23 protein-coding genes and 1 pseudogene are annotated in these 25,326 nt (G+C 56.1%); 18 read left to right on the top strand and 6 right to left on the bottom strand.

The genetic code is table 11. From position 1 onward, the window contains the following. Positions 1-77: 77 nt before the first annotated feature. On the top strand, positions 78-590 hold the full coding sequence (locus tag NSS64_RS26375) for a hypothetical protein (protein WP_341142075.1): 513 nt from the start codon (positions 78-80) through the stop codon (positions 588-590). Positions 591-600: 10 nt separating this feature from the next. Here NSS64_RS26375 and NSS64_RS26370 read toward each other — a convergent pair whose 3' ends face one another. Both NSS64_RS26370 and NSS64_RS26365 read right to left on the bottom strand, forming a co-directional pair. Continuing rightward, positions 601-1,056 carry a hypothetical protein gene (locus NSS64_RS26370; RefSeq protein WP_341142074.1) on the bottom strand — a complete coding sequence of 152 codons (456 nt, stop codon included), beginning with the start codon at positions 1,054-1,056 and terminating at the stop codon, positions 601-603. Between the two features lie 66 nt (positions 1,057-1,122). Continuing rightward, positions 1,123-1,326, bottom strand: a pseudogene (locus NSS64_RS26365) (SDR family oxidoreductase); the annotation flags it as partial. 103 nt (positions 1,327-1,429) lie between these two features. Here NSS64_RS26365 and NSS64_RS26360 point away from each other — a divergent pair. From NSS64_RS26360 to sdaAA, 3 genes are all read left to right on the top strand, one after another. Next, a complete protein-coding gene (locus NSS64_RS26360) occupies positions 1,430-1,840 on the top strand; it encodes a GNAT family N-acetyltransferase (protein WP_340945086.1) in 411 nt (136 codons plus the stop codon). A gap of 174 nt (positions 1,841-2,014) precedes the next feature. Then, on the top strand, positions 2,015-2,731 hold the full coding sequence (sdaAB, locus tag NSS64_RS26355; RefSeq protein ID WP_340945084.1) for an L-serine ammonia-lyase, iron-sulfur-dependent subunit beta: 717 nt from the start codon (positions 2,015-2,017) through the stop codon (positions 2,729-2,731). Further along, positions 2,728-3,606 carry an L-serine ammonia-lyase, iron-sulfur-dependent, subunit alpha gene (sdaAA, locus tag NSS64_RS26350; RefSeq protein WP_036732726.1) on the top strand — a complete coding sequence of 293 codons (879 nt, stop codon included), beginning with the start codon at positions 2,728-2,730 and terminating at the stop codon, positions 3,604-3,606. Before sdaAB ends, sdaAA begins: the two co-directional genes overlap by 4 nt. Before the next feature lie 37 nt (positions 3,607-3,643). Here sdaAA and NSS64_RS26345 read toward each other — a convergent pair whose 3' ends face one another. After that, positions 3,644-3,946: a hypothetical protein gene (locus tag NSS64_RS26345; RefSeq protein ID WP_341142073.1), complete on the bottom strand. Its 303-nt coding sequence runs from the start codon at positions 3,944-3,946 to the stop codon at positions 3,644-3,646. 72 nt (positions 3,947-4,018) lie between these two features. Between NSS64_RS26345 and NSS64_RS26340 the strand changes: the two genes are divergently transcribed. Then, a complete protein-coding gene (locus NSS64_RS26340) occupies positions 4,019-4,216 on the top strand; it encodes a YwbE family protein (RefSeq protein WP_036732721.1) in 198 nt (65 codons plus the stop codon). On the opposite strand, the gene NSS64_RS26335 is transcribed toward NSS64_RS26340, so the two are convergent. Beyond that, a complete protein-coding gene (locus NSS64_RS26335) occupies positions 4,203-5,018 on the bottom strand; it encodes an HNH endonuclease (RefSeq protein WP_341142072.1) in 816 nt (271 codons plus the stop codon). The two genes, NSS64_RS26340 and NSS64_RS26335, sit on opposite strands and share 14 nt — an antisense overlap. A 300-nt stretch (positions 5,019-5,318) precedes the next feature. On the opposite strand from NSS64_RS26335, the gene NSS64_RS26330 reads away from it, so the two are divergent. From NSS64_RS26330 to NSS64_RS26270, 13 genes are all read left to right on the top strand, one after another. Continuing rightward, a complete protein-coding gene (locus NSS64_RS26330; protein ID WP_340945078.1) occupies positions 5,319-5,801 on the top strand; it encodes a hypothetical protein in 483 nt (160 codons plus the stop codon). A 52-nt stretch (positions 5,802-5,853) separates the two neighbouring features. Then, positions 5,854-6,867, top strand: coding sequence for a LacI family DNA-binding transcriptional regulator (locus NSS64_RS26325; protein ID WP_341142071.1), 1,014 nt, complete (start codon positions 5,854-5,856; stop codon positions 6,865-6,867). Between the two features lie 108 nt (positions 6,868-6,975). Next, a complete protein-coding gene (locus tag NSS64_RS26320) occupies positions 6,976-8,319 on the top strand; it encodes a glycoside hydrolase family 30 protein (RefSeq protein ID WP_341142070.1) in 1,344 nt (447 codons plus the stop codon). A gap of 345 nt (positions 8,320-8,664) precedes the next feature. After that, on the top strand, positions 8,665-11,892 hold the full coding sequence (locus NSS64_RS26315; RefSeq protein WP_341142069.1) for a cellobiose phosphorylase: 3,228 nt from the start codon (positions 8,665-8,667) through the stop codon (positions 11,890-11,892). A gap of 143 nt (positions 11,893-12,035) precedes the next feature. After that, entirely contained in the window at positions 12,036-12,290 is a 255-nt protein-coding gene (locus NSS64_RS26310) for a hypothetical protein (protein ID WP_341142068.1), read from the top strand. A 137-nt stretch (positions 12,291-12,427) separates the two neighbouring features. After that, complete coding sequence (locus tag NSS64_RS26305; RefSeq protein WP_341142067.1) at positions 12,428-13,093, top strand: hypothetical protein; 666 nt, start codon at positions 12,428-12,430, stop codon at positions 13,091-13,093. A 160-nt stretch (positions 13,094-13,253) separates the two neighbouring features. Then, positions 13,254-14,243, top strand: a complete 990-nt coding sequence (locus tag NSS64_RS26300; protein WP_341142066.1) for an ABC transporter permease — start codon at positions 13,254-13,256, stop codon at positions 14,241-14,243. Between the two features lie 19 nt (positions 14,244-14,262). Next, a complete protein-coding gene (locus NSS64_RS26295; RefSeq protein WP_340945063.1) occupies positions 14,263-15,153 on the top strand; it encodes a carbohydrate ABC transporter permease in 891 nt (296 codons plus the stop codon). Positions 15,154-15,250: 97 nt separating this feature from the next. Then, entirely contained in the window at positions 15,251-16,951 is a 1,701-nt protein-coding gene (locus NSS64_RS26290; RefSeq protein WP_341142065.1) for an ABC transporter substrate-binding protein, read from the top strand. Between the two features lie 66 nt (positions 16,952-17,017). Further along, positions 17,018-18,913 carry a cache domain-containing sensor histidine kinase gene (locus tag NSS64_RS26285; protein WP_340990845.1) on the top strand — a complete coding sequence of 632 codons (1,896 nt, stop codon included), beginning with the start codon at positions 17,018-17,020 and terminating at the stop codon, positions 18,911-18,913. Next, a complete protein-coding gene (locus tag NSS64_RS26280; RefSeq protein ID WP_341142064.1) occupies positions 18,910-20,493 on the top strand; it encodes a response regulator transcription factor in 1,584 nt (527 codons plus the stop codon). Before NSS64_RS26285 ends, NSS64_RS26280 begins: the two co-directional genes overlap by 4 nt. A gap of 169 nt (positions 20,494-20,662) precedes the next feature. Next, complete coding sequence (locus NSS64_RS26275) at positions 20,663-21,466, top strand: aminoglycoside N(3)-acetyltransferase (protein ID WP_341142063.1); 804 nt, start codon at positions 20,663-20,665, stop codon at positions 21,464-21,466. 37 nt (positions 21,467-21,503) lie between these two features. Then, positions 21,504-22,139 (top strand): histidine phosphatase family protein, encoded by a 636-nt coding sequence (locus NSS64_RS26270; protein WP_341142062.1) that lies wholly within the window; start codon positions 21,504-21,506, stop codon positions 22,137-22,139. An 837-nt stretch (positions 22,140-22,976) separates the two neighbouring features. On the opposite strand, the gene NSS64_RS26265 is transcribed toward NSS64_RS26270, so the two are convergent. Both NSS64_RS26265 and NSS64_RS26260 read right to left on the bottom strand, forming a co-directional pair. After that, positions 22,977-24,248, bottom strand: a complete 1,272-nt coding sequence (locus NSS64_RS26265) for an MFS transporter (protein WP_341142061.1) — start codon at positions 24,246-24,248, stop codon at positions 22,977-22,979. 5 nt (positions 24,249-24,253) lie between these two features. Beyond that, positions 24,254-25,159 carry an ArsR/SmtB family transcription factor gene (locus NSS64_RS26260; protein ID WP_341142060.1) on the bottom strand — a complete coding sequence of 302 codons (906 nt, stop codon included), beginning with the start codon at positions 25,157-25,159 and terminating at the stop codon, positions 24,254-24,256. Positions 25,160-25,326: the final 167 nt, after the last annotated feature.

The following is a 25,326-nucleotide window of genomic DNA, read 5'->3' as shown; positions in this document are numbered from 1 at the left end:
AATAAGACACATTTCTCCAATTGTTTGCTTAGGGCATCCTATTGAGCTCGATGCACCGGACGATAAGAGTTAACGCAATGTGTGAGCGCGAGGTCATCGGACCCAATATAATCGAAAAACCGACCACATTGGGCGTGACGGAGACGTATGGTCCAAATATAGTCGAAAAACCGACCACATTGGGCGTGACGGAGGCGTGTGGTCCCAAGGTAATCGAAAAACCGACCACATTGGGCCTGACGGAGGCGTGTGGTCCCAAGGTAATCGAAAAACCGACCACATTGGGCCTGACGGAGGCGTGTGATCCCAATGTAATCGAAAAACCGACCACATTGGGCGTGACGGAGACGTGTGGTCCCAATATAATCGAAAAACCGACCACATTGGGCCTGACGGAGGCGTGTGGTCCCAATGTAATCGAAAAACCGACCACATTGGGCCTGATGGAGGCGTGTGGTCCCAATGTATGCGGAAAACCGAACACAATGTGCCGTGAGAAGGGTTTGCGGTTTCCGAATACTGATCCCATCCAGCCCGGTATCCAGCCTTACCCGCCATCCCAGCCCTGCCCCATTCTCCGCCCCGTCTGAACCCGCCAGGTCAGAACAAAACCAGACAGATCAGCGGAATGAACAGGGCGAAAAAGGGAAGCAGGATCGGGAAGCGTTCGCCCGCGATCTGGGCGATGCGGAACAGCAGCAGGATGGCGAGTCCGGTAAGGCCGGAGACAAGGGAGTCGCCGCCCTGCTCCGCAGCGAGCCACAGGCCGGCGCCATAGCCGGCAATGGCGTACAGGGCCAGCGCCGGGCTGAGCGAGGTGGAGCGCAACATGCGCAGCAGCGCATCGGCCAGGATGGCAGCCGGTAGGCCGTAGGCGTAGATGGCATAAGGCACCGATACCGGCCAGCCGGACGGAATTCCGTCCTCATAGCCATGGATCAGCATGAACAGGGAGATCAGGATGAAGGTCAATCCGGCGGCCGACAGCTTGGTTAGAGCATACATGCCCGCATTCAGGCGGACAGAAGGCAGGTTGAAATCCTTGTGTTGATTCATCGCTATACATCCTTTCGGGTTGGGAATGAACAAGGCCGGAGTGACCGGCTGAAGCCTGGACATGGATCAGCTGGTAACCATGTCTCCGCCGTTAACATGAATGCAGGTGCCTGTTACATAAGAAGCATCATCGCTGGCCAGGTAGACATAGGCTTCTGCCAGTTCGTAAGGCTGTGCCGCACGCTTGAACGGAGTCTCCGTACCGATGACACTGATCTCCTCCGCAGAGAAGCTGGCGGGAATCAGCGGCGTCCATACCGGACCGGGAGACGATAGCGCCCTTGGTAGATGGCTTCCGTATATGGGTATGCATGCGCCCAGAAAAGCGTGCGGCGTGAAGCGGAGTCTTAAACATAGAATTGGGGGAGAATGCATGATATATAGAGCAATGACAGGGGAAGATTACGAAGCGGCTTACCGGTTATGGGAGAATACGGACGGAATGGGCCTCAGTGAAGCCGACTCACGTGAGCATATTATCCGTTATCTGGAGCGGAATCCGGGGATCAGCCAGGTATGCGTGAAGGAGGACGGTACCCTTATGGGCACAGCGATGTGCGGGCATGACGGACGCAGAGGCTATATGTATCATGTGGCTGTTGACAGCAGCAGCCGGGGAAGTGGTGCAGGCCGTGAGCTGGTGAGGCGTTGCCTCGCGGGACTGCAGGAAGCGGGCATCACGAAATGCCATCTCATGGTGATCGAAGATAATGCCCTTGGCCGCAGCTTCTGGACCGGTATCGGCTGGCAAGAGCGGGACGGGCTGTTGCTTTTCTCAAAATAAGAATGTATAGGTTTCACGTTATAAATTATCCTTCTACTTCCCTCACAATTCATGTAATAGTGTAGCTTTGGGGCGGACGCAGTATAATGTATAGGTGCTGCACAATGAACGGATGTACATCATTACATCATTCGTTGTACATGGCCGAATTCAGAAAAGCGGGAGACCAGAACTATGAGATTTAAAGATGTATTCTCAATTATAGGTCCGGCTATGGTCGGGCCTTCCAGTTCTCATACAGCGGGAGCCGCGCGGATCGGGCGGGCCGCAAGGCAGGTGCTTGGTGAGCTGCCGGGAGAGGCCGAGGTTACGTTCTTCGGTTCTTTTGCCGCGACTTATCAGGGACATGGGACAGACCGGGCGATCGCCGGAGGTCTGCTTGACTTCGCCACGGACGACCACCGGCTGCCGGATTCCATTGAGCTTGCGGCCGAAGCCGGGATGAGCCTCTCCTTCGGTCAGGGAACGGGGCTGTTTCCCCATCCCAATACGGTCCGTCTGCGCCTTGCAGGCAGGGAGAGCGGGACGGAGATGACCCTTACCGGCACCTCCATCGGCGGCGGCAATATTGAGATTGTAGATATTGACGGCTTCAGCGTGAAGCTGACCGGCATGTACCCGACGGTGCTGATTCAGCATATGGATTATCTGGGTGTGCTGGCCAGTGTTACGGATGTCATGCGGGAGGGCCAGTTCAATATCGGACATATGTCACTCGACCGGAAGAACCGCAGCGGGGCGGCCTTGACGGTGCTGGAGCTGGATGAGCCAGCCACGGCGGAGCTGCTGGAGAAGCTGCGGGCGCTTCCGGCAGTGAACAGCGTCAAGGTAGTCGATTTGAACGGCAATACACAAGAACAGACACAGAAGGGGAAGGACATCACAACATGAATTTTCAAACACTCAGCCAGCTGGCTGTACTATGCGGGGAGCGGGAGCTTGGAATCGGTGCTCTGATGCTTGAGGAGCAGAGTGCCGAATCCGGCCGTTCCCAGGAGCAGGAATTTGCCACCATGCGTGAGTATTACGGGGTTATGAAGGAAGCGGTGCAACGCGGCATGACCGAAGATACCACCTCACGCAGCGGCTTGACAGGCCTGGATGCCCAGCGGGTGGCCGCCTATAATGCAGCGGATGAGCCTTGTCTCGGGGGACCGGCAGGCCAGGCGATGGCGTATGCCCTTGCCGTCTCTGAAGTGAATGCCTCCATGGGCCGGATTATTGCCACACCGACTGCCGGTTCCTGCGGGATTATTCCCGGGGTGTTCCTGAGCTGTCAGGAGCGCTTCGGCTGGGACGATGATTATATGGTCTCCGGTCTGTTCGCGGCTGGAGCGATAGGGTATGTTATTGCTAATAATTCTTTTGTATCGGGTGCGGAAGGCGGCTGTCAGGCCGAGGTGGGTTCAGCGATCGGCATGGCGGCCGGAGCCTTGACCGAGATGCGCGGCGGGACTCCGGCACAGGCTGTACATGCAGTAGGTCTTGCGCTCAAAAATACACTGGGGCTGATCTGTGATCCGGTGGGCGGACTTGTGGAGATTCCATGCATTGTCCGCAACGGCTTCGGTGCCGTTACGGCACTGGCGGCGGCGGATATGGCCTTGGCCGGCGTCCGTAGCGTGATTCCGTCCGATGAAGTGATTAAGGTCATGCTGGAGGTCGGCTCTGCGATGCCTGAGAAGCACCGGGAGACGGCCGGGGGCGGGCTGGCCCAGACCCCGACCGGCCGCCGGATTATGAAGGATCTGCGGAACCCGAAATAACCGCCCGGTCACAGGCACACTTGCAGTCTGCCGTTCATCAGAGCATACGGAAGCGTTCCAGGTGCTCCCATAAGCCCTCCTGCCGGAGAATCTCCGCCTGCTTCGGGCCCATGAGGTCGAAATGGGGGAACGGCTGGCGGTTATGAATATACCGCGTGGGGAGACTATGCTTCCTGCACCACTCCCGCAGGCGGGGCAGATCGCTGCAGCCCACCTTGGTGACGGTTGTGATCTCCGGGTAGCGTTTGTCTATCCAGTAATGGGTCAGGAACGCGATCTCCCCTGCGGAGACGGCCTGTTTCCAGCGGGTTAATTCTGCCCGGTTGATTCCAAAAGCCATGGCTGTTCATCCTTATCTGTAAGAGTAAGTAGACTATATATAATGCAAATATTACCGGAAGGAGTGTGTATTATGAACGGACAAGTAAGAGCGGATATCCGCCCCGGCATTCAGGTAGATATCGTACTGAAGCAGGATCAGGCAACCGGCAAGCTCACACACGGCACAGTGAAAGACATCCTGACCAACTCGCCCCGCCATCCGCACGGGATCAAGGTGCGGCTCTCGGACGGCCAGGTTGGACGGGTCAAGAATATTACCGGCTCATGAATTGCTCCACCGACTGATCGGCCTTCGTCTGATTGCATAAATTGCAGGCACAGACGCAGTTATCCGGCGTAGTATGCCCGCCCTTGGCGCGGGGGAGCAGATGATCAATGGTATCCCCGTATTGGCCGCAGAAATAACAGGTATAGTTGTCCCTCGTCAAAATATAGGCGCGGAAGTCCTTGTTGCTGTATAAGCGGCGGATCGTCCGCCGGTTCACGACGATGGCCGCATGCTCCTTGACCAGCGTCACGGCAAGCTCAAGGTCGATCTCCTGATGCCAGCGGCGGCCCTTATCGCTGTGCCCGCGCATGAGAATCATGCCCTTGGCCGAAGGAATCAGGGCAGAGGCATCCTGTGGATCGGGCTTCGGCCCGCGCTGCTGCGGAAGGCTGCGCCCGGTCTCGGCGGCATGCCGGGGACGCGCCTTGCCCTTAAGGCCGGCCGTGCCTGCGCTGCCTCTGGCGTCCCGGGCACGCTCCGGCCGGGAGGCTGGACGGGGCTGGGCCATGGGCGGCTTTGCCTTCTCGGGCGCCGCTGCCCCGGAGGTAGAGACCGGCCCCTTGTCCCGCTTGAGGGGGCCGGCCGGTCCGGCCTGGCGCTCCGGCAGGGCAGGCGCTGCGCTTGAATGCACTGGCGGCAAGGAAGCTTCGGCCTCGCGGAGCTTGCGGCATTCCCGGCACGCGCCGCGCCGGGACATGCCTTTGGCGCGCTTGCCTGTGCGTCTGCGGAATTCAGAGAGCGGCTTCAGCTGATGGCAGTACGCGCATTTTTTGGATGGAGGTAGAGTTGTAATCTCAGTCATAAGTGTACTTGGCAGAAGCAGCCTTAAGCCGCAACCGTCCAATCCCTTCTGTATTGTGAATGATAATTGCATCTGCTTACATGCGTCCGCTTTAATGTCAGTAGTTGTCCTAATTGATACTAGTATAGCGTAAACCGCAGACATTCACACAGCAGGCACATCATGCAAATTTTCCGTAGTGTGATTTCTTTCCCGGCAATCTTGAGGAGAAATGTGTAAAATCTCAATAAAGCATAGGCGCTAACCAGAAATAGCCCTAATCCGTAGCCGGAAAACATGTGCCTGAAATGAGGAATGAGGATGAACGCTGCTAAAAAAATGCCAGGTGCTGTTAGGGTGCTGGTGGTACTTCAAGGGTTTTTGAGCTTGGGGGCCATCGCAGGCGGGCTGGCGCTGCTAACGGATCCCAGCGGGGAATTGCTCGGTATGCCGGCCACTGCAATGGCACGGATGCCCTTTCACAGCTTTGCCGTCCCTGGGCTGCTGCTGCTGTTCGTATTCGGCATGCTCCCGCTGCTCGTGCTGTACGGCCTCTGGAAGCAGCCGCAGTGGGCTTGGAGCTACGCCTTGACACCGTTCAAGGAGCGGCATGCGGCCTGGAGCTTTTCGCTCTATATCGGCTTCGGCCAGATTATCTGGATTATGGTGCAGACCTACATGTGGAACATGGTCAGCTTGATTCATGTGTTCTATATGTCGCTGGGAATGCTGATTCAGATCGTGACGCTGCTGCCCGGGGTTCAAAGATATTTTATGCTGGACGGCCGTGCCGAAAGAAGTTAGAATGTCAGTGAACATAAAAGGGCTTTCATTGAGCTGCGGGAGTGAACCGGAAATGACCACGATATACGATATTGCCAAAAGGACCGGCTACTCACCAACCACAGTGTCCAAGGCGTTCAATAACTATTCCGATGTGCGGGAGAAGACGCGTGAGGAGATTCTGCGTACCGCCCGGGAGATGGGGTATCTTCCCAATGCGCATGCACGTACACTGACGACCAAGAAATCCTGGACCATCGGTGTGCTGTTTGTGGAGAATACGGGGGCGGGAATCCGCCATCCTTTTTTCAGCGCAGTGATTGAGAGCTTCAAGCAGGTTGCCGTAGCCAAGGGCTATGCCCTCATGTTCATCTCGAAGGATGTAGGCGGCAAGCAGAGTGGATATCTGGAGAACTGCCGGATTCGCGGCGTCGACGGGGTGGTAGTGTTCCTCTCTGATTATGATGACCCGTATTTCCGGGAGCTGCTGGAGAGTGATATTCCGACCGTGGTGCTCGATTTCGAGACGGAGCTGTCGCATACAGTCTGCTCGGATAATATGACGGGTGCGCTGCAGGCCGTGGAGTATCTGGCCAGTCTTGGACACCGCCGGATTGCCCATATCTCGGGAGGCGGGAACACCTATCCGGGACAGCAGCGGGAGCTGGGGTACAGAACGGCGATGGAGCAGCAGGGACTTGAGGTGCCGGATGAATATGTGGCTGAGGGAGCCTTCTATGCGCTGGAGAATGGTTATGTTGCAATGAAGCGTCTGCTGGCGTTGCCGCAGCGGCCGACGGCTGTTTTTGCTTCGGGTGACTTGCTGGCCCTGGGTGCGGTAATGGCGGCCAAGGATCAGGGGCTTGCGGTGCCGGAGGATGTCTCTGTGATGGGCTATGACGACATTGAGCTTGCCGGATACGTTACGCCTGCGCTGACCACTGTACGACAGAATACCGAAATGCTGGGGACACGGGCGGCGGAGCTGCTGCTGGCATCTATGAACGGTCCAGGTACGGCACAGGAAGCACTTGTGCTGCCTGTGGAGATTATTGTGAGGGATTCCTGCGCACCGCCGCGCATGTGATGAAGGTGCGTTCATTCAGGAATACCTTTTTTTTCGGCAAAATCGAAACCGGTTTCGATTCCTTTCGTCCCTGGTTTCGCTGGCAAAAATATTAAAGGAGTGATGGACATGACAACCGTTAAATCCGTAGTCACCGCAAAAGATACAGGAGATCGCCTGAGTCCCAAGGATGGCATTCAGTTCAGCGCAGAGGGCGCAGCGGCAAAAGCAGATATCGAGCTGCACCCGGAGCAGGCGTTCCAGACCATTATCGGTTTTGGCGGCGCATTCACAGAAGCAGCGGCGTATACCTTGTCCCGGATGAGTCCGGCGAAGCGCACAGAGGTCATCCGGCGGTATTTTGATCCGGTAGACGGGCTGAATTACAGTATGGGCCGTGTGCATATCCATAGCTGCGACTTCGCACTCGGCAATTATACGTATGTGGAGGATGGGGATACGGAGCTTAAGACCTTCGATATCTCGCGTGACCATAAGTGGGTTCTGCCGCTGATTAAGGATGCGATGGAGGTCCGGGGCGGACCGTTCACCATGCTGGCTTCCCCGTGGAGCCCGCCTGCCTGGATGAAGACGAACGGGGAGATGAACAACGGCGGCTCGCTGAATCCGGAGTATGCGCCGGTCTGGGCGCGGTATTATACCAAATTCATCGAGGCCTACCGCAAGGAAGGCGTTCCGGTCTGGGCGGTCTCTGTGCAGAATGAGCCGGCAGCGGTGCAGACCTGGGATTCCTGTGTGTACAGTGCGGAGGAAGAGCGTGATTTTGTCAAAAACCATCTCGGCCCCGTGCTGCACGAAGCCGGAATGGGCGATGTGAACATCGTGATCTGGGATCATAACCGCGACATTATGGTCGAGCGTGTGACCCCGATTCTGTCAGACCCGGAAGCTGCACAGTATGTCTGGGGGACCGGTATCCACTGGTACGGCGGCGAGGAGTTTGGGAATGTGGAGCAGGTGCATGAGCTTTTCCCGGATAAGCATGTGCTGTTCACCGAAGGCTGCCAGGAGGGCGGCGTGCGTCTGGGAGAATGGTTCACGGGCGAGCGCTACGGCCGCAATATGATCGGCGATCTGAATGCCTGGACCGAAGGCTACCTGGACTGGAATCTGGTGCTGGATGAGACAGGCGGGCCGAACCATGTGGGCAATCTATGCGATGCTCCGGTGATTGCGGATACGGCTACTGACGAGGTCCACTACAACAGCTCGTATTACTACATCGGGCATTTCAGCAAATTCATCGCTCCGGGTGCGGTGCGGATCGGCCTGGATTCGGCGGCGGCAGATGTGCTGTCGGCAGCGTTCCGCAATCCGGACGGCAGTCTCGCTGTGGTGCTGATGAACGAAGGCGGGGGAGCACGTACGCTTACGCTGGGGCTGGGCGGTGAGACCGCCGAATGTACGCTGCCTGCGCACTCTATTGCGACACATCTGATTACGCAGGGGTAGGCCTGCATAGTGGACGATTGCATTTTGTACACTAGATTCCTGTTATTCACGCCTAAAATAGCGATCTATTGCACTATGTGCAGTAGAATCCTGCAGAAGCGGTCTTTTCGGGCAGCAAGCCGGGAATCTACTGTATGAAATACAACAGAAGGCTGGTCGGGAGCGTAATGAGACAAATTCTATTGTACAAAGTGCATTCACCCGGGCGGGGCAGCAGCCATTCAGGGGTCGCAATTACCCAGAAGTTATATCGCAAGGGAAAGTTCAGCCAATAGCGTGGTTACTGCAGCTCGGTAGCTGAAGCGGGGCACGTAAGCATTCATTGATATTTTAGGAGGAGTAAATATGAGCCGTTATACTTTTGATTCAGGAAAATTTGTGATCGAGCAGTTCCACGAAGGCAAGCCGTTCGCCAGCTTCCTGCCCGGCCTGGCCGGACTGAAGGGGATACCGATGTGGACGTTCTATGTGAACCGCGGCCAAGGGATCAGCAGCTTCGGCGTACGGGACAAAAACTCGCCGATTATGGAGTTCTCTCCAGCCAATATTTCCTACAAGAACGTAACATCGACCGGCTTCCGTACCTTCATCAAGCTGAAGGGAGCAGCAGAGATCTATGAACCGTTCCAGTCAGCCCGCCCGGACCCGGCAGCCAAGCGGATCATGACCATTCTGCCGAACGGACTGACCATCGAGGAGTCGCATGCCGGACATGGACTGAAGACCACGGTCCACTATTTCAACCTTCCGGGGGATGATTATGCCGCGCTGGTCCGCCAGGTGGAGATTCAGAATACCGGCGGGGCTGAGCTTGAGCTGGAACTGCTGGACGGTCTGCCGGAGGTGCTTCCATTCGGGGTAGAGAACAGCAACTATAAGGAGATGGGGAACCTGCTCCGCAGCTGGATGGATGTGTTCAACCTGGAGCACGGGATTCCGTTCTACAAGCTGCGCTCCGGCACGAATGACGATGCCGAAATCGGCAAGATCGAGAGCGGGCATTTCTATCTCTCCTCCACGGCGGAAGGGGAATTGCTCCGTCCGCTGGTAGACTATGAGGTGATTTTTGGCGGGAATACTTCACTGACCTACCCAGACCGCTTCGCGGCGCTTCCGCTGGCCGAGCTGCTGGCACAGGCGCAGTATCCGGTCAACAAGGTGCCGTGCGGATTTAGCGGCACAGCCCGCACGCTGGCCCCGGGGGCTTCGCTGAAGCTGAACACGATCATCGGGCATGTGAATGATATTGCCCGGATTAATGAACGGACGGCAGAGCTGTGCCGTGCGGAGTATTTTGCCGCCAAGTCCCTTGAAGCTGCCGCGCTTACCGAGGAGTTAACTGAGGATATCGCCACCCGGACGTCCTCGCCGATCTTTGACGCGTATTGCCGCCAGTCCTATCTCGACAATTTCCTGCGCGGGGGATATCCGTTTATTTTTGACAATGGAGAAGAGGGCTTCGTGGTCCATCTCTACTCCCGCAAGCATGGCGATATGGAACGGGATTATAACTTCTTCTCGCTGGCCCCCGAATATTATTCGCAGGGGAACGGGAATTTCCGCGATATGAACCAGAACCGCCGCAGCGACGTCTTTTTCCACCCCAAGGTGGGCAGCTTCAATATCAAAATGTTCTATAGCCTGATTCAGGCGGACGGCTACAACCCGCTCAGTGTGCAGGGCACCAGCTTCGAGATTCTGCCGGGTGCGGAAGAGCAGCTTAAGGCATGGCTGGACGGGGCGCTTGCAGAGCAGCATGCGGGACTTACACAGCTCCTGGCCGGACGCTTCACCGCAGGCAGTCTGATTAACTATATTGCCGATCAGCAGATCGTGTTAACCCTAAGTGAGCAGGAATTCCTCAGCGGGGTGCTTGCGTTGTCGCAGCAGAACATTGAAGCCGCCTTCGGCGAAGGGTTCTGGTCGGATCACTGGACGTATAATCTGGACCTGGTGGAAGGCTATCTGGATATTTATCCTGAGCGCCTTGGGGAGCTGCTGTTCGGGGATGAGACGTATGCGTTCTACGACTCTCCAGCCTATGTCCTGCCGCGCAGCGAGAAGTACGTGATTAGCGGCGGCAAGGTGCGGCAGTTCGGAGCTCTGCTGGAGGATGAGGAGAAGCTGCATAAGCTGAAGCGCAAGGCATCCGGTACCGAGTGGCTGCGCACACAAGGCGGGCACGGGGAGATCTACCGGACCAGTCTATTTGTGAAAATGCTGTCGCTCGCCCTGAACAAATTCGCCACGCTTGACCCGTATGGTATGGGTGTGGAGATGGAGGCGAACAAGCCGGGCTGGAACGATGCGATGAACGGGCTGCCGGGCCTGATCGGCTCGGGCATGAGCGAGACACTGGAGCTGAAGCGGATGCTGGTCTTCATGGCGGAAGCGCTGGAGAACTGTGCGGAGCTTCCTTCCGCAGTTGCTCTCCCGTCGGAGATCGCGGTGCTGCTGACGCAGGTAGGGCAAGCTGTCACTGAAGTGCTGGACGGTTCGCTGGACCCGTTCCTGTACTGGGACCGCGTAGCCTCGGCGCGTGAGGCTTACCGGGCAGACATCCGCTTCGGGATTACCGGCGAAACTACGGACTACTCTATTGCCGAGATCCGCGATATGCTGGCCCGGTGTATCATCAAGGTGGATCAGGGGATTGCGCGTGCGGTGGAGATGGGCGGCGGACTGGTGCCCACCTATTTCCGTTTCGAGGCTACGCGCTTCCGGCCGGTCACGGATGCTGCCGGAGCGCCGGTCATCAGCGGCTATGGACTGCCTAAGGCAGTAGTGGAGGAATTCGAGGCTTCGGCGCTGCCGTATTTCCTGGAAGGTCCAACCCGCTGGCTCAAAACTCTAGATGATCTTGAGACGGCCAAGGATATATACAGCCGGGTGAAGCAGAGCGGGCTGTTCGATCCGGTCACCTCAATGTACCGCACTTCGGTATCGCTGGAGGAAGAGGGGCATGAGATCGGACGCATCCGGGCGTTCACCGCAGGCTGGCAGGAACGGGAATCGAACTTCCTGCACATGTCCTATAAGTATCTGCTTGAGCTGCTGAAGGCGGGGCTGTATGAAGAATTCTACAGCGAGCTGAGAACATCGCTGATTCCGTTCCTTGACCCGGAGGTCTATGGACGCAGTACGCTGGAGAATTCGTCATTCATCTCCACGGGCGGTAACCCTGACCCGCATACACACGGACGGGGATTCGTGGCCCGGCTGAGCGGCTCCACGGCCGAGTTCCTGAGCATGTGGAGAACGATGATGGCTGGCAGCAGCTTGTTTGCTATCGAGAATGGCGAGTTGACTCTGACGCTGCATCCGGCCCTTCCCGGCTGGCTGTTCGACGAGCAGGGAGAAGTCTCCTTCAAGCTGCTGGGCAGCACGGAAGTGACGTATGTGAATCCGCGTCATGCGGATACCTTCGGTGACAGCAAGGCGGTTATTCAGCAGATGAAGCTGGAATTCCGCAGCGGTGAGGAACGCAGTGTATCCGGCGGCTTGCTGCGCGGCGCAGATGCCGAGGCCTTGCGGCGCGGGGAGATCGCCGCGATCCGTGCGGAGATGGAATAACGTAACGTGCGTAGATAATGGCGGAGAGGAGGTCCTTGGGGGCCTCCTTTCTGATTGTCTGGGGAGTATGATTACTTTTGATGTGAATAAGACAGTGCGGACCCAATGTAATCGAAAAACCGATCACAATGGGCGGGCGGAGGGTGTGCGGATCAAATGTAATCGAAAAACCGATTACAATGGGCGGGCGGAGGGTGTGCGGACCAAATGTAATCGAAAAACCGATTACAATGGGCGGGCAGAGGGTGTGTGGACCAAATGTAATCGAAAAACCGATTACAATGGGCGGGCGGAGGGTGTGCGGACCCAATGTAATCGAAAAACCGATTACAATCGCAATAGGCTGGCGCAGACTCCAACTTAGACGCAAATTCACCAGTCCAAAAGTTAGTTTATAATACTAAGGTATACATCTGCTAACAGGATACAGCCTGAGGTGATATATCAGATTGGGTTAATCTAGCTTGGGTTGGAGCAGCTCGGTTTGAATTACCTTAGAGCAGAGCAGCCAAACACGAGGGGAGCATCATCAACAATGAGCGAGCTTAAAATAGGACTGATTAAGAAATACTCTATGATTGTTCCGGCCGCGCAGCGGGAGGCGTGGGAGTCGAAGGGCTGGGTGGAAGAACCTGCGTTCAGGGATTTCCACTATGAGGCGGAAGAAGGCGAGGCGATGATGACCGCCAGGCCCCGGACCCTGACAGAGATTGACACGGACTCGCTGCTGGGCAGCAGGGCAATGGAATTCTGCACCCATCTGGGAACCTATGGCATGGGCGGTCCCGGGTTCTTCGGATTGCTGCTGGAGAAGGAAGGCATTAGGCAGTATCTGGTGTATGCCGTCTGGGCATCGGGTCAATATATTCTGCTGGACGGCAGAGTGATTGAATGCCATCTGAGGCATAACCAGAGCCACCGGCCATGGATATCCAGCTGGGCAGGGGAGCCTGAGGAAGAGCAATGGGATGAGCTGACGGCAAAAGTAACGGGGAGCGTGGTGTCCGCTGTCCATCTGACCGATGAGGAGCTGCGGCTTGAGCTGACTCAGGAGGGCGCGCGGTCCCAGTTTGTTTTCTACAGATACCATCAGGATCTGCCGCCGCTCGGAAACGGCCAGCCGCGCAAGCCTGCCTTTGAGGACGGCGTGATCGGTGATTATATCGTACTATCGGAGGAGCATGCGGTTCTGCATGTGTAACAGGCTCGGCTTGGGGAGTCCAGAAGAACGCTCCAAGCCGAAATATGAGCCCCTAAATACGAAATATGAGGCCTTTTACCGGGTATCTAAAACGCATACAATACATACATAGAGATGAAAACGCTTCACAATAAAGATAGGTATTTTGGAGGTCCATACGATGGAGAACAAACGAAACACCAAGCCGGATCCGGCCATGGCGCCGCTTATTCCGGCGTCAATCGAAACCGGTTCAGGTCGTAAACATTCACTCTGGAGGAAGTTTGTAGCCCAGCGTCATCTGCAGACCATGGCCCTGCTCGGCGTAGTCTGGATGATCATCTTCAACTACATCCCGATTTATGGCTTGATTATTTCCTTCAAGGAATATAACATCGTCAAGTCGATTGCCGAAGCCCCATGGGTGGGCCTGCAGCATTTCAGAGAACTGTTCGAAGACGACGAGCTGCCCAATGTTATACGCAATACGCTGGGAATCAGTCTGATCAAGCTGATTATCGGATTTCCGCTGCCGATTATCTTCGCTTTATTTCTTAATGAGGTCCGTTCCCTCCGGTATAAGAAGGCGATTCAGACGATCTCCTATCTGCCGCATTTCCTCTCCTGGGTCGTGCTTGGCGGGATTCTGGCCACCTGGCTGGCCGATGTAGGGATTGTCAATAACATCCTGATGGCGCTGCATATCATTGACCAGCCGATTACGTATCTGGCAGAGCCAAGCTACTTCTGGACCATTATCATTAGCTCCGACATCTGGAAAGAGCTGGGGTGGTCAGCGATTATCTATCTGGCGGCGATCGCCGGTGTCTCTCCGGAGATGTATGAGGCGGCGACGATTGACGGAGCCGGGCGGTTCCAGAAAATGTGGTTCGTCACGCTGCCGTCCGTCCGGGGCACGATCAGCATTCTATTCATTCTCGCGGTCAGCGGGGTGCTGAGCTCCAACTTCGACCAGATTCTGGTGCTGCGCAACTCGCTGAATGACAGTGCTTCTAACGTCATTGACTACTATATTTATCAGACAGGTATTGTTTCTAACCGCTTCTCCTACTCTGCGGCGGTCACTCTGGTTAAGGCGGTCATTGCATTGATTCTGCTGCTGATTGCTAACCAGGTATCCAAAAAAATCAACGACACGTCGCTGTTCTAGAACAAGGAGGATCTATACTATGTTTGCACTCAAACGCAGAACCAAAGGCGAAGTCATCTTCGACATCATCAATAATCTGGTCATGCTCTGCGTCTGCTTCCTGACGCTCTATCCGATCTGGTATGTGCTGGTCAACGCCTTCAATGACGGCAATGACGCCATGCTGGGCGGAATCTACTGGTGGCCGCGAATCATTACACTGAAGAACTTCGAGGCGGTCTTCGCAAGTCCAGGCATTATGCTGGCGATGGCCATTACCGTAGCCAAAACGGCGCTTGGCGTCGTCGTCCATGTATTCTTCACGGCGATGGTGGCGTATGCGTTATCCCGCAGGGATCTGGTCGGCGGCAAAATCTACATCCTGATCGGTACCATCACCCTGTTCTTCAACGGCGGGCTGATTCCGACCTTCCTGCTGAACCGTGACCTGCATCTGCTCGATAATTTCCTGGTGTATATCATTCCAGTCATGTTCAGCTTCTTCGACCTCATTATCTTCATGACGTTCTTCCGGGAGATTCCGGATGGCCTCGATGAGGCGGCGCGGATTGACGGGGCTAACGACTGGTCGATTCTGCTGCGGATTGTGCTTCCGGTCTCCATGCCGGTCATCGCCACCATCGCCCTGTTCCACGGGGTCTACCAGTGGAATGATTATTTTACAGGCATTATCTATATCAACAATGTGGATCTTCAGCCGATTCAGACCTATCTGTTCCGGGTCGTGGCCCAGTCCAGCTCCAATACGATGATGACCGCTGTCCAGGGCAGCGCGGCTACAAGAACGGTCACCTCACAGTCGATTAAGCTGGCCACCATGGTCGTAACTACACTGCCGATTGTGTTCGTCTATCCGTTCCTGCAGCGTTACTTCGTCAAAGGCATGATGATTGGTTCTATTAAAGGCTAATTATCCGCTATCCACAGGTAACTCCTCCAACGCCCGGTGTCTTGAGGGCTACGGGGTTGAGCTTATAATTCATAATATCTAGAAAAGGGGTAAACAAATGGGCATGAAACATAAGCCGAAGAAAATGGTCCTGCTGCTCTTGGGACTGATGCTGACCTTCTCAGCAACGGGCTGCGCCAAGAACAATAATGCCGCAACCGGAGATAAGGGCAATAACAAGCCGGCGAATACGGAGGCTACAACGGCACCCGCAACAGACAGCGCAACACCGGCACCTGCGGCTTCGGCCGATGAACCGGGCTGGAAGAGCGATACTTCACCGATTACTTTTGACTGGTATCTGAACTTTGCCTGGTTCCCGAATAAATGGGGTGTAGACCCGACCTCCCAATATGTGACGAAAAAGACCGGCGTAAATATCAACTTCATCGTTCCGGCGGGCAATGAGAACGAGAAGCTGAACACATTGATGGCTTCCGGCAAGCTGCCGGACTTCATTACACTCGGCTACTGGGAAGATGCGATCAAAAAAATGGTGGAAGGCGATCTTGTGCTTCCGCTGAACAAGCTGGCGGATGAATATGACCCTTACTTCTACAAGGTATCGGATAAGGATAAGCTGGGCTGGTATACTCAGCCGGACGGCAATGTCTACGGCTACCCGAACTCTTCGTCCTCTCCGGCCGATTATAAGCAATACGGCGACACCTATGTATCTAACCAGACCTTTGCTGTCCGCAAGGACATCTATGAAGCCATCGGCAGCCCGGATATGCGTACACCTGAAGGCTTCCTCGCCGCGCTGAAAGCGGCGCAGGAGAAATTCCCTCAGGTGAACGGCCAGCCGCTGATTCCGCTCGGTCTGCATGAGTTCACCGAGAACGGCAACGACTCGCTGGAAGGCTACATTCAGAACTTCCTGAACATCCCTTGGGAAAAAGACGGCAAGGTCTATGACCGTGAGACTGATCCTGAGTATGTCCGCTGGATGAAGACCCTCCGTCAGGCAAACCAGGACGGACTCTTGGCAAAGGATATCTTCATTGACAAGCGTGCGCAAATGGAAGAAAAAATCGTACAGGGACGCTACTTCGCAATGCTCTATCAGCGTACAGATTTTGCTTCGCAGCTCGGTACAATTTTCCAGAAAAACCCTGATCAAGTGTACATTGCAGTAGACGGACCGGCCAACACCAAGATGGACCCGCCTGCACTGAACGGCCCTGGGATCTCCGGCTGGACGGTGACCCTGATCTCCAAGAATGTGAAGGATAAAGCGCGTGCGATTAAATTCCTCAGCTATCTGAACAGTGAGGAAGGCAACAAGGATCTTTATCTGGGCGAAAAAGGGGTCAGCTATGATACAATTGACGGCAAGGATCAATTCCTGCCTGAGGCGCTGAAGCTGATGAACACCGACCGCGGAGCCTTCGATAAGCAGTACGGTTCATCCTTCACCTTCTGGATGATGCAGAACACCAATATTACCGATCAATGGAAGCCGGAATCTGTAGAGCCATACAAACAACTGGAAGACTGGACGAAGGGCAAATCGGTCAATACCTCCGAATTCCAATTGATTGACCCTACCGGCAACTCGCCGGAAGGCATTATCGCGACCAAGCTGAAACAGCTTCGCGGCAAAACCATGCCGAAGCTGCTGATGGCGGATTCCGATGCAGACTTCGATAAGATCTGGAGCGATTATCTCGCCAAGAAAGAAAAGGACGGCCAGGCGACCTTCGATGCCTACCGCCAGACGAAATATGAAGAGAACAAAAAGAAACTCGGAATGTAAGTTTTAAAATATAAGACCCATTGGCCCGCAGACTGCGGGCTTTTGGGCTATTTTCAAGAGGTGAGCATGCGCGAACGAACAGGGGCATTATGGAATTCCTTCCGCTATTGGTGGGGGCGGAGATCACTGCAGAGCCGGCTGATTGCTGCATATATCTTCATTATTCTGGGACCCAGCCTGCTGGTGTCCCTCTATTCGTACAGAGCGATCAATAATACTTATAAGCGTGATTCCATTGAGAAGAACAGCTATCTCCTTCAGATGGAGAAGCTGTATGTGCTCAACCAGATTGAAGCGATGGAACGGGTCGCCCAGATGGCTTCCTCGGATAAAGGGGTGGAGAGCTATCTGGTCAGTGAGGACGATCCCCCGCTGGGCGAGCTGATCGATTTCAATACGACCACCTATGTGAGCTTGAGTCAGATGCAATTTAACAATCCGAATATCGAGCATCTGCGGCTATTCTCCGGCAGCAGCAATGTACATGAGCTGTGGCCGGTCATCTTCCGGGAGGACCGGGTATCCAGGGAGCCGTGGTTTCAGAAGGCGCTGCAGTTGGAAGGAGGCTATTATTGGTCCTTCCAGAAGAGAGATCCCGACCTTATGAAGCGCTACTCGGGGGAAGTGGAGGCGGGTCCGGCCAAGGTCTCGCTGCTGAAGGAGATCAGTATTCCTGCCGGGCACCATGTCGGGATGGTCCAGGTCGATATGCTGCTGAGCAAGTTCGCGCCGAAGGCGTTCACCACTGTGCAGGACAATGAATCGCAGATGATGATCGCCGATGAGGAGCTGAACCTGTTCTCCCGTACGGATCACTCTTTTTTGCAGGAGAATCCGGGACTAGCTGAAGCGGTAAAGGAACGGCTGGCCGATTATCGTAAGACCGGGGAATGGGCGATGGATTACCAGGAGAACGGCAATTCCTTCCTGCTCATTCAGACCCCGCTGGAGCAGATTGACGCCTCGCTGGTAACGGTGGTCTCGATGAAGGGGTTAATGAAGGATATTTCGCATACCCGTAACCTGATTGTAGGGGCGAATATCGGCTTCCTGTTCCTGGTTACCGTCATTACGTATGTGATGAATGCCTTCATTCTGAAGAATCTCCGCCGTCTGACGGACACGATGAAGAAAGTGCGCCGGGGCGAGCCGTATGGCAGCATCCGCATCAGCGGGGGCGGCGAGGTCGGGGAGCTGGCGCATCATTTCTCCAAGCTCATGAATACGATTAATACGCTGGTTGCCCAGGCAGTTCATAAGCAGGCGCTATCCAAAGAGGCGGAGCTGCGCACCCTGCATAATCAGATCGATGCCCACTTCCTCTACAATACGCTGGAGAATATCAAAATGCTGGCGGAAATCGAGAACCAGCGGACGATCTCAGATGCATTGACCCGGCTGGGGGGCATGATGCGTTATAATTTCAAGTGGAGCGGAGAATACGTGAAGCTGAGGGACGAGATCCGCCATATTGAGAATTATGTGGAGGTTATGAATATCAGGTTCGAGCATACCATCCGGTTAGAGCTGGATATTGACAGCGCTTATCTGGAAGTGGAGGTGCTTAAGATGTCGCTGCAGCCGATTGTCGAGAACAGTGTGAAGCATGCCTGGAACGCGGACGGAGTCGAGCTTACGGACCGGGTGGTGCGGATTGATCTGACGGAGGTCGGGACGGAGATTCTAATTGTCGTGCGCGACAATGGTCTGGGACTGACGCCGGAGCGGCTGCTTGCGCTGCATGAGGCGATCTATGCGAAGGAGGAGCCTGGAGCGGACGCTTCCGGGATCAGCAGCGGTGGATATAAGGCTGGAGGCGTCGGGCTGCGCAATGTGCATCAGCGCCTGCAGCTCTTTTACGGGGAAGCCTATGGACTGGAAGTGCAGAGCGAAGCAGGGAAGTGGACAGCAGTGTACATGTCTCTGCCCAAAGTTCTATTGACAGGGGATAATCAGCGATGACAAATCTGATGATTGTGGATGATGAGAGAATGATCCGTCAAGGTCTGAAGGCGATGATCGAACGGGAATATCCGTCGGTCTACAATATATCGCTGGCGGGGAACGGCGCAGAGGCACTGGAGCAGTATAAGCGGGAGCGGCAGGATGTGATTATCACCGATATCCGGATGCCGATCATGGACGGAATTACGCTGCTGGCGCGGCTGTCTGCGGAAGCAGGGCCGGGTGGAGCTCCGGCTGTGATTATTCTCAGCGGCCATGATGATTTCGAATATGCCAAAAGCGCAATCCGCTACCGCGTCAAGGATTATCTGCTCAAGCCGATCCGCCGCGAGGAGCTGTTCGAGATTCTGGAGCGGATAGCCAAGGAAGGGGCGGAGCGGGAATCCAGCAGCCATAAGCAGCAGCAGGAAGCAGAGGGCTACCGCCGCGAGCTGCGGGCAGCCCGTCTGCGCAGCCTCCTGATGCAGCAGGAGGGCGAGGTATCGGCGGCCCAGCAGGAGGAGCTTGCGGGGCTGGCACTGCCTTTTACAGTAGGAGTGCTGAACTATTATCACAGTGACGGTACACGTATGAAGCCTGGAGAGGTGCAGGGGCTGCTGGAGCAGCTGGGCGGACCGTTGGAACATAAATTCAAGGAGATCCTGACGGACGGGGACGGGAAGCTGGTGCTGGTCGGAGAGGGGGAGAGCTTCCTGGAGCTGGCAAAGAAGGCCGAGTCCAAGGAGTTAACGCGGCTGCTGCTCGGAATCAGCAGGGAGAGCCGCAGCGCCGAGCAGTTCCGCGCCTGTTATCTGGAGGCTTGCCGGGCGCTGGAATACACCTTCCTGTCGCCGCAGGCCAGCTTCGTGGACTATGCGGATATTCAGGCCGGACGGCTGAGCTTCCCTTCCCCGGAGGAGGAGCTGCGCAAGCTGCTTAATATGCTGGGGACCGGGCGGGAGAAGGAGATTAAGGCGCTGCTTAGCGCTGTTTTTCAGACGGAGCATCTGCTGAGGCTGGATCTGAGTTACCTGGAGAATGTAGGGCGGAGTATGAATGAACGCGTACTGGATGAGGTGTTCCGTGCGCACGGCGAAGCTTCGGTGGAGGTGCTGAAGCTCTACCGCCAAGTGGGCAACCTGCATAATTTCCGCCATTTCCACGACTATTACCGTGCGCTTGAGCATCTGCTCCTGAGCGTTAACGATTATATTATAGGCATCAAATCCGCCCACACGGAGCATGCCGATATGGAGGAAGCGCTGGCTTATATCGAAGCGAATTATGCCCGCCCGCTGAACATGGCGATGGTCAGTAACTATGTGTCTCTCAACTATTCATATTTCAGTGAAGCGTTCAAGGCTTACACCGGGGAGAGCTTCGTGCTGTATCTCAAAAAAGTCCGCATCCGCCATGCCAAAGAGCTGCTGGCGGATAACCGGGTCAAGCTGGCCTCCGTCTCCGAGTCCGTCGGCTTCGAGAACAGTAAGCAGTTCGCGCGGGTATTCAAGGAGCTGGAGGGCATCTCTCCCGGGGAATTCCGGGCGAAGCTGCTGATGGGGCGTTATCCCGGCCAGGCCGAGGATAAGGAGTCTTAGGACGGGAGCAGGTGCGGGTGTAAGAGTAGGTGCGGGTGTAAGAGCAGGTGTAAGTGCAGTAGCGGCAGGTGCAAGTGCAGGGGGCCACGGGTGTAAGATAAGGCCGGGTGGCAAGGCCGCCGGTTCTGGTCTATGATAGGAGAGATGAACGGCTGGGAGGTGACTTACAATGGAGGAAGTACAAGGAACATTGATTACAGTAGACAGGCTTGCCGCCGACTTCCGGCGGCTGGGTGTGCAGGAGGGGATGACGCTGCTGCTGCACTCCTCCTTGAAGTCACTCGGGCAGTGGGTGGCAGGCGGACCCGTTGCCGTGATCCTCGCGCTGGAGCAGGTGCTGGGCGAGGAAGGAACGCTGGTGATGCCGACGCAATCCTCGGATCTGACCGATCCGTCAGGCTGGAGCAGACCGCCGGTGCCGGAGGCCTGGTGGCCGGGCATCCGCGAGCATATGCCGGCGTACGACCCGGACCTCACGCCGATTCGCGGCATGGGGATTATCCCGGACTGCTTCCGCAAGCAGCGGGGGGTGCGGCGCAGCAGCCATCCGATTGATTCTTTTGCCGCCTGGGGGAAGCACCGGGATGTCATTATTGACGGCCATGGCCTGGAATATGCCTTCGGAGAGCGGTCGCCGCTGGCCCGGATCTATGAGCTGGAAGGAAGCGTGCTGCTGCTGGGCGTGGACCATGGGAACAATACCTCGCTGCATCTGGCGGAGCACCGGGCGGATTATGCCGGGAAGCAGGAGGTTATCGCAGGTGCTCCGATGCTGGTGGATGGCGTCCGGCAATGGGTGGAGTTCAGTGATTACAACTGGAATTCAGATGATTTCGCTCAGCTTGGTGCGGACTTTGACAAGGAGACCGGGCGGATTGCCAAGGGCTTCATTGCAGCATCTGCGGCACAGCTGGTCCCCCAGCGGGAGATTGTCGATTATGGGGTGAAGTGGCTGGAGCACCGCCGCAGGTAATTATCGATACATATTGGGTAAAGGGGAATCAGAATTCATGACTACTACGGTGTATATTACAAGACACGGGCAGACGGAATGGAATGTGCAGAAGCGGATGCAGGGCCATCAGGATTCGCCGCTCACGCCGCTGGGCGTCCAACAGGCGGAGTGGCTGGGCGAGGCTATGAAGGATGTCCATCTGGACGCGGTCTATGCCAGCTCCAGTCCCCGGGCGCTGCGGACGGCAGAGATTATCCGGGGCGGGCGGGAGATCCCGCTTACCGCCTATGATGAATTCAAAGAGATTAACCTCGGCATCTGGGAAGGCAAGGAGGCCGGTGAGCTGGAGGAGCAGTACCCGGAGCAGCACCAGCTATTCTGGGGGGACCCGGCACACTTCAGCATCAAGGGCGGCGAGACCTTCGCAGCAGTGCAGGAGCGTGCGCTCGGCAAGCTGCGTGAGCTCATAGATCTGCATGAAGGCGGCACGATCCTTATTGCCACCCATACGGTAGTAGTGAAGGTGTTGATGGCTTATTTTGAAGACCGGGCTATGGACAAGCTATGGGATCTGCCCTACATTCACCCTACCTGCCTATGCAGAATTGATATTACTGACGGCGTGCCGGAGATTGTGCTGCACGGGGACACCAGTCATTATGTGACCAGTGAGGGCGGGCTGGAGTCCTGAGTAGCAGTTACTGGATAGCAGCACAGCAGGTGCAGTTAAGATAAACAGGCGATGCGCATATGGCATCGCCTGTTTGGCGTGGTGCGGCGTAAGGCGTGGATGACGTCGTGCGGCGTGTATAGTGAGAGGTAATGCTGCATGAAATGCAACACTGGAGCTCAATAGGGGCTGCCTGCGTGGAGATCCTGCACGAAATGCAACACTGGAGCACGATAGGGGCTGCTTGCGCAGAAATCCTGCACGAAATGACACGAAATGCAACAATCCAGCTCCCACTCGCCCCGAATCTCCTAAATTCCTGCAAAAGTTGCAACAATGCGCCACAGCCAGTAACAAATTAGGAAAAATCCTGCATAATATGCAACACTGGAGCACGATAGGGGCTGCTTGCGCAGAAATCCTGCACGAAATGCAACAATCCAGCTCCCGTTAGCCCCGAATCTCCTAAATTCCTGCAAATGTTGCAACAATGTGCCACAGCCAGTAACAAATTAGAAAAAATCCTGCATAATGTGCAACACTGGGGCTCGTTGGGAGTGGCGTGTGCGGAAATGCAACACTGCGGCTCGATAGGAACGACCTGTGCGGACATCCTGCACGAAATGCAACAATCCAGCTCCCACTCGCCCCGAATCGCCTAAATTCCTGCAAAAGTTGCAACACTGAGCCACATACAGTAACAAATTAGGAAAAATATTGCATAATATGCAACAATGCAGCTCGATAGGGGCTGCTTGCGCGGACATCCTGCACGAAATGCAACGCTGCGGCTCGATAGGAACGACCTGCGCGGACATCCTGCATGAAATGCAACGCTGCCAGCTCCTTGAGGTCCATCTACATGGAGATCTTGCCCGTCAATGCAGCCTCCTGGCGCTGGCGGTCCCGCTGCTCCAGGACAGACAGGTCGCCGTCCAGCGCCTTAAGGCCGGGCAGGCGCAGGGCCACCCCGGCGTAGAGCGCCGGAAGCAGGCCTGCGGCAAGCAAAAGAACAGGAACCCCATACAGCTCGGCGACCGCACCGGCTGCAAGGGCGCCAATCGGCGACAGGCTCCCGCCAATCAGGAAGCGGACCGAGTTGACCCGGCCCTGAAGCTGGCCGGGCACGAGCCGCCCGTGCAGGGAGGAACTCAGGGAGCTGAAGAAGGGCCCCATCAGTCCGGCAGCGAATACGGCGAACAAGGCGAAGGCATAGCTGGGGATGAAGCCCCACAGCATGGTGACGATGCCTGACAAGCCCAGGCTGCCCAGCATGACAGCGCGCCGCCGCTTAATCTCGCCCAAGATAGAGATGACCCCGAGTCCGGTGAGATACCCAAGCGCAGAGGCTGTAGACAGCGTGCCTACAGCCGCCGCATCGCGGTGCAGCACCTCGCGGACATAAGGGACCATCATCGTCCATATGGCTGTGGAGCTAAGATTGCTGACGGCAGCCATCATCATGATCGTCAGCATGGCGGGGAACCGCCGGTAGAATGAGAAGCCTTCGGCCACCTCCCGCAGATAGCCGGATCTGGAGGCGGCAGCGGCAGGCGGACCGGCGGGCTTGCCCATCCGGGGCAGCCACAGTAGCATGGCAATCGCAGCTATGTAACAGACGGCGTTGACCCCGAGTGCAGGCAAGGCGCCGCTGGCTGCGGTCAGGATGCCGGCAAGCGCCGGTCCGAGCAGCGCGGCGGCACCCTTGCAGCCGTCAATGATCGCGAAGGCGCGCATCAGCTTGCCGGTCCCGGCAACGCCGGGGATGACGGCCATGGCCGTCGGCAGGAACAGCGCGGAGCAGGCGCCGCTCAGGCTGGCAGCAGCGAACAGCTGCCAGAGCTGGAGATGCCCGGCGAGTCCCATGCCGAGCGGAAGCAGGAGCGCCAGCAGCCGAAGCACGGCGAGGCAGGCCATGAACCGCACGCGGGGCAGCCGGTCGGATAGCGGCGAGCCGAGCAGGCGCAGCACCTGCTCGGGAATCATGGAGCTGAGTGCAAGCGCCCCCATCGCCACCTTGGAGCCAGTCAGGTCATAGACCAGCCACTCCATGGCCAGCAGCCCAAAGGCATCGCCGAAGGCGCTGAGTGAAACCGTGGATAACAATCCGTAATAGCTCCGTTTCTGCAACCCGCTCACCCCTTCAGATAGTCCTCAATATGTCCGGGCAGATCGTCCAGCGCCTCCAGCCGCAGGCTGTAGGAGACACTTTTGCCGCTGGTGTGAACGATGACCAGACCTGCTGCGCGCAGCGCGATCAGGTGGTAGTGGATCGTGCTTTTGGACAGCTGGACTGCCTTCACAATCTCCGTGAAATTCATCTGACGTTCGGTAAGCTGCCGGAGAATGAACAGCCGGGTCTCATCCGACAATGCCCGGGTAAGCCGCAGCAGCGCGGCAGCGGGCCGTCCTTCTCCGGGGGGAAGCGCATCACAAGAGTAGCTGGTGAACACAAACTCATCATATTGAGAGGAGATGACCAGCGGACGGGCATGATATTGCGGAGTGATAATAACCTGCTTCAGCGTCTCCGACGGATAGAGCCGCATCCCTTCGGTGGCTGCCTCGTAGATGGCCATATCATTCGTGCCGTCTAGCATCGCTGCTCGTGCATCGGCCTCCTGCCGCAGCCCTTCTATAATGGCCGGATCAATGCTGCTGAAATAGCTGTCATTCCATACCCTGATTACTTCAGCCGCAGCATCCCGCAGCCCGGCAAGATTCGCAGGCACACTCTGCCCGAACTGCCCTGCAATGTCGTAGAGCTCCCCCGGAGACAGCGCTTCGAACCAATGCAGGAACTCCTCCGGCGTACGCTCTCCGGGACAGCTCCAGATGTAGGGGGAGAGACTGAAATTATCGGTGAGCTTCAGCACTTCCTTCATGCGCTGGAGCATGACAGGGGCAAACTGCGTCTGGACCTGGCGGACCCAGGAGGTCCCGGCATCCATAGCCGTATGATTTTGCTTGCCGATAAAAGCGTTCAGGCTGGTAATGCATTCATAGACAGGCGCGAAGTCCACTGTTACTTTATAATCCATAAGAAATTCCTGCTTTCTGGTGTAGTGGGGTTAGATATAACAGAGATAATAGATAGTGAAGGATAACTGAGCTTGGAATCAAAAAAAAGTTCTATAAACATAGAACTTAAATTTGTTTTATCATAAACGAACTTTTGTGGTTTGGCAAATCTTATTATTCAAGAAAA

Source organism: Paenibacillus sp. FSL H8-0122 (assembly GCF_038005345.1).
In the GTDB taxonomy this organism is placed as follows: Bacteria; Bacillota; Bacilli; order Paenibacillales; family Paenibacillaceae; genus Paenibacillus_AQ.
Note: the sequence above shows the minus strand (reverse complement) of the source record. Positions and strands in the feature narration are given on the sequence as shown.

Excerpts from the sequence above, each read along its gene's own strand:
- NSS64_RS26375 (WP_341142075.1), top strand. The coding sequence starts at position 78 with ATGTGTGAGCGCGAGGTCATCGGACCCAATATAATCGAAAAACCGACC.
- NSS64_RS26370 (WP_341142074.1), bottom strand. The coding sequence starts at position 1,056 with ATGAATCAACACAAGGATTTCAACCTGCCTTCTGTCCGCCTGAATGCG.
- NSS64_RS26360 (WP_340945086.1), top strand. The coding sequence starts at position 1,430 with ATGATATATAGAGCAATGACAGGGGAAGATTACGAAGCGGCTTACCGG.
- sdaAB (WP_340945084.1), top strand. The coding sequence starts at position 2,015 with ATGAGATTTAAAGATGTATTCTCAATTATAGGTCCGGCTATGGTCGGG.
- sdaAA (WP_036732726.1), top strand. The coding sequence starts at position 2,728 with ATGAATTTTCAAACACTCAGCCAGCTGGCTGTACTATGCGGGGAGCGG.
- NSS64_RS26345 (WP_341142073.1), bottom strand. The coding sequence starts at position 3,946 with ATGGCTTTTGGAATCAACCGGGCAGAATTAACCCGCTGGAAACAGGCC.
- NSS64_RS26340 (WP_036732721.1), top strand. The coding sequence starts at position 4,019 with ATGAACGGACAAGTAAGAGCGGATATCCGCCCCGGCATTCAGGTAGAT.
- NSS64_RS26335 (WP_341142072.1), bottom strand. The coding sequence starts at position 5,018 with ATGACTGAGATTACAACTCTACCTCCATCCAAAAAATGCGCGTACTGC.
- NSS64_RS26330 (WP_340945078.1), top strand. The coding sequence starts at position 5,319 with ATGAACGCTGCTAAAAAAATGCCAGGTGCTGTTAGGGTGCTGGTGGTA.
- NSS64_RS26325 (WP_341142071.1), top strand. The coding sequence starts at position 5,854 with ATGACCACGATATACGATATTGCCAAAAGGACCGGCTACTCACCAACC.
- NSS64_RS26320 (WP_341142070.1), top strand. The coding sequence starts at position 6,976 with ATGACAACCGTTAAATCCGTAGTCACCGCAAAAGATACAGGAGATCGC.
- NSS64_RS26315 (WP_341142069.1), top strand. The coding sequence starts at position 8,665 with ATGAGCCGTTATACTTTTGATTCAGGAAAATTTGTGATCGAGCAGTTC.
- NSS64_RS26305 (WP_341142067.1), top strand. The coding sequence starts at position 12,428 with ATGAGCGAGCTTAAAATAGGACTGATTAAGAAATACTCTATGATTGTT.
- NSS64_RS26300 (WP_341142066.1), top strand. The coding sequence starts at position 13,254 with ATGGAGAACAAACGAAACACCAAGCCGGATCCGGCCATGGCGCCGCTT.
- NSS64_RS26295 (WP_340945063.1), top strand. The coding sequence starts at position 14,263 with ATGTTTGCACTCAAACGCAGAACCAAAGGCGAAGTCATCTTCGACATC.
- NSS64_RS26290 (WP_341142065.1), top strand. The coding sequence starts at position 15,251 with ATGGGCATGAAACATAAGCCGAAGAAAATGGTCCTGCTGCTCTTGGGA.
- NSS64_RS26285 (WP_340990845.1), top strand. The coding sequence starts at position 17,018 with ATGCGCGAACGAACAGGGGCATTATGGAATTCCTTCCGCTATTGGTGG.
- NSS64_RS26280 (WP_341142064.1), top strand. The coding sequence starts at position 18,910 with ATGACAAATCTGATGATTGTGGATGATGAGAGAATGATCCGTCAAGGT.
- NSS64_RS26275 (WP_341142063.1), top strand. The coding sequence starts at position 20,663 with ATGGAGGAAGTACAAGGAACATTGATTACAGTAGACAGGCTTGCCGCC.
- NSS64_RS26270 (WP_341142062.1), top strand. The coding sequence starts at position 21,504 with ATGACTACTACGGTGTATATTACAAGACACGGGCAGACGGAATGGAAT.
- NSS64_RS26260 (WP_341142060.1), bottom strand. The coding sequence starts at position 25,159 with ATGGATTATAAAGTAACAGTGGACTTCGCGCCTGTCTATGAATGCATT.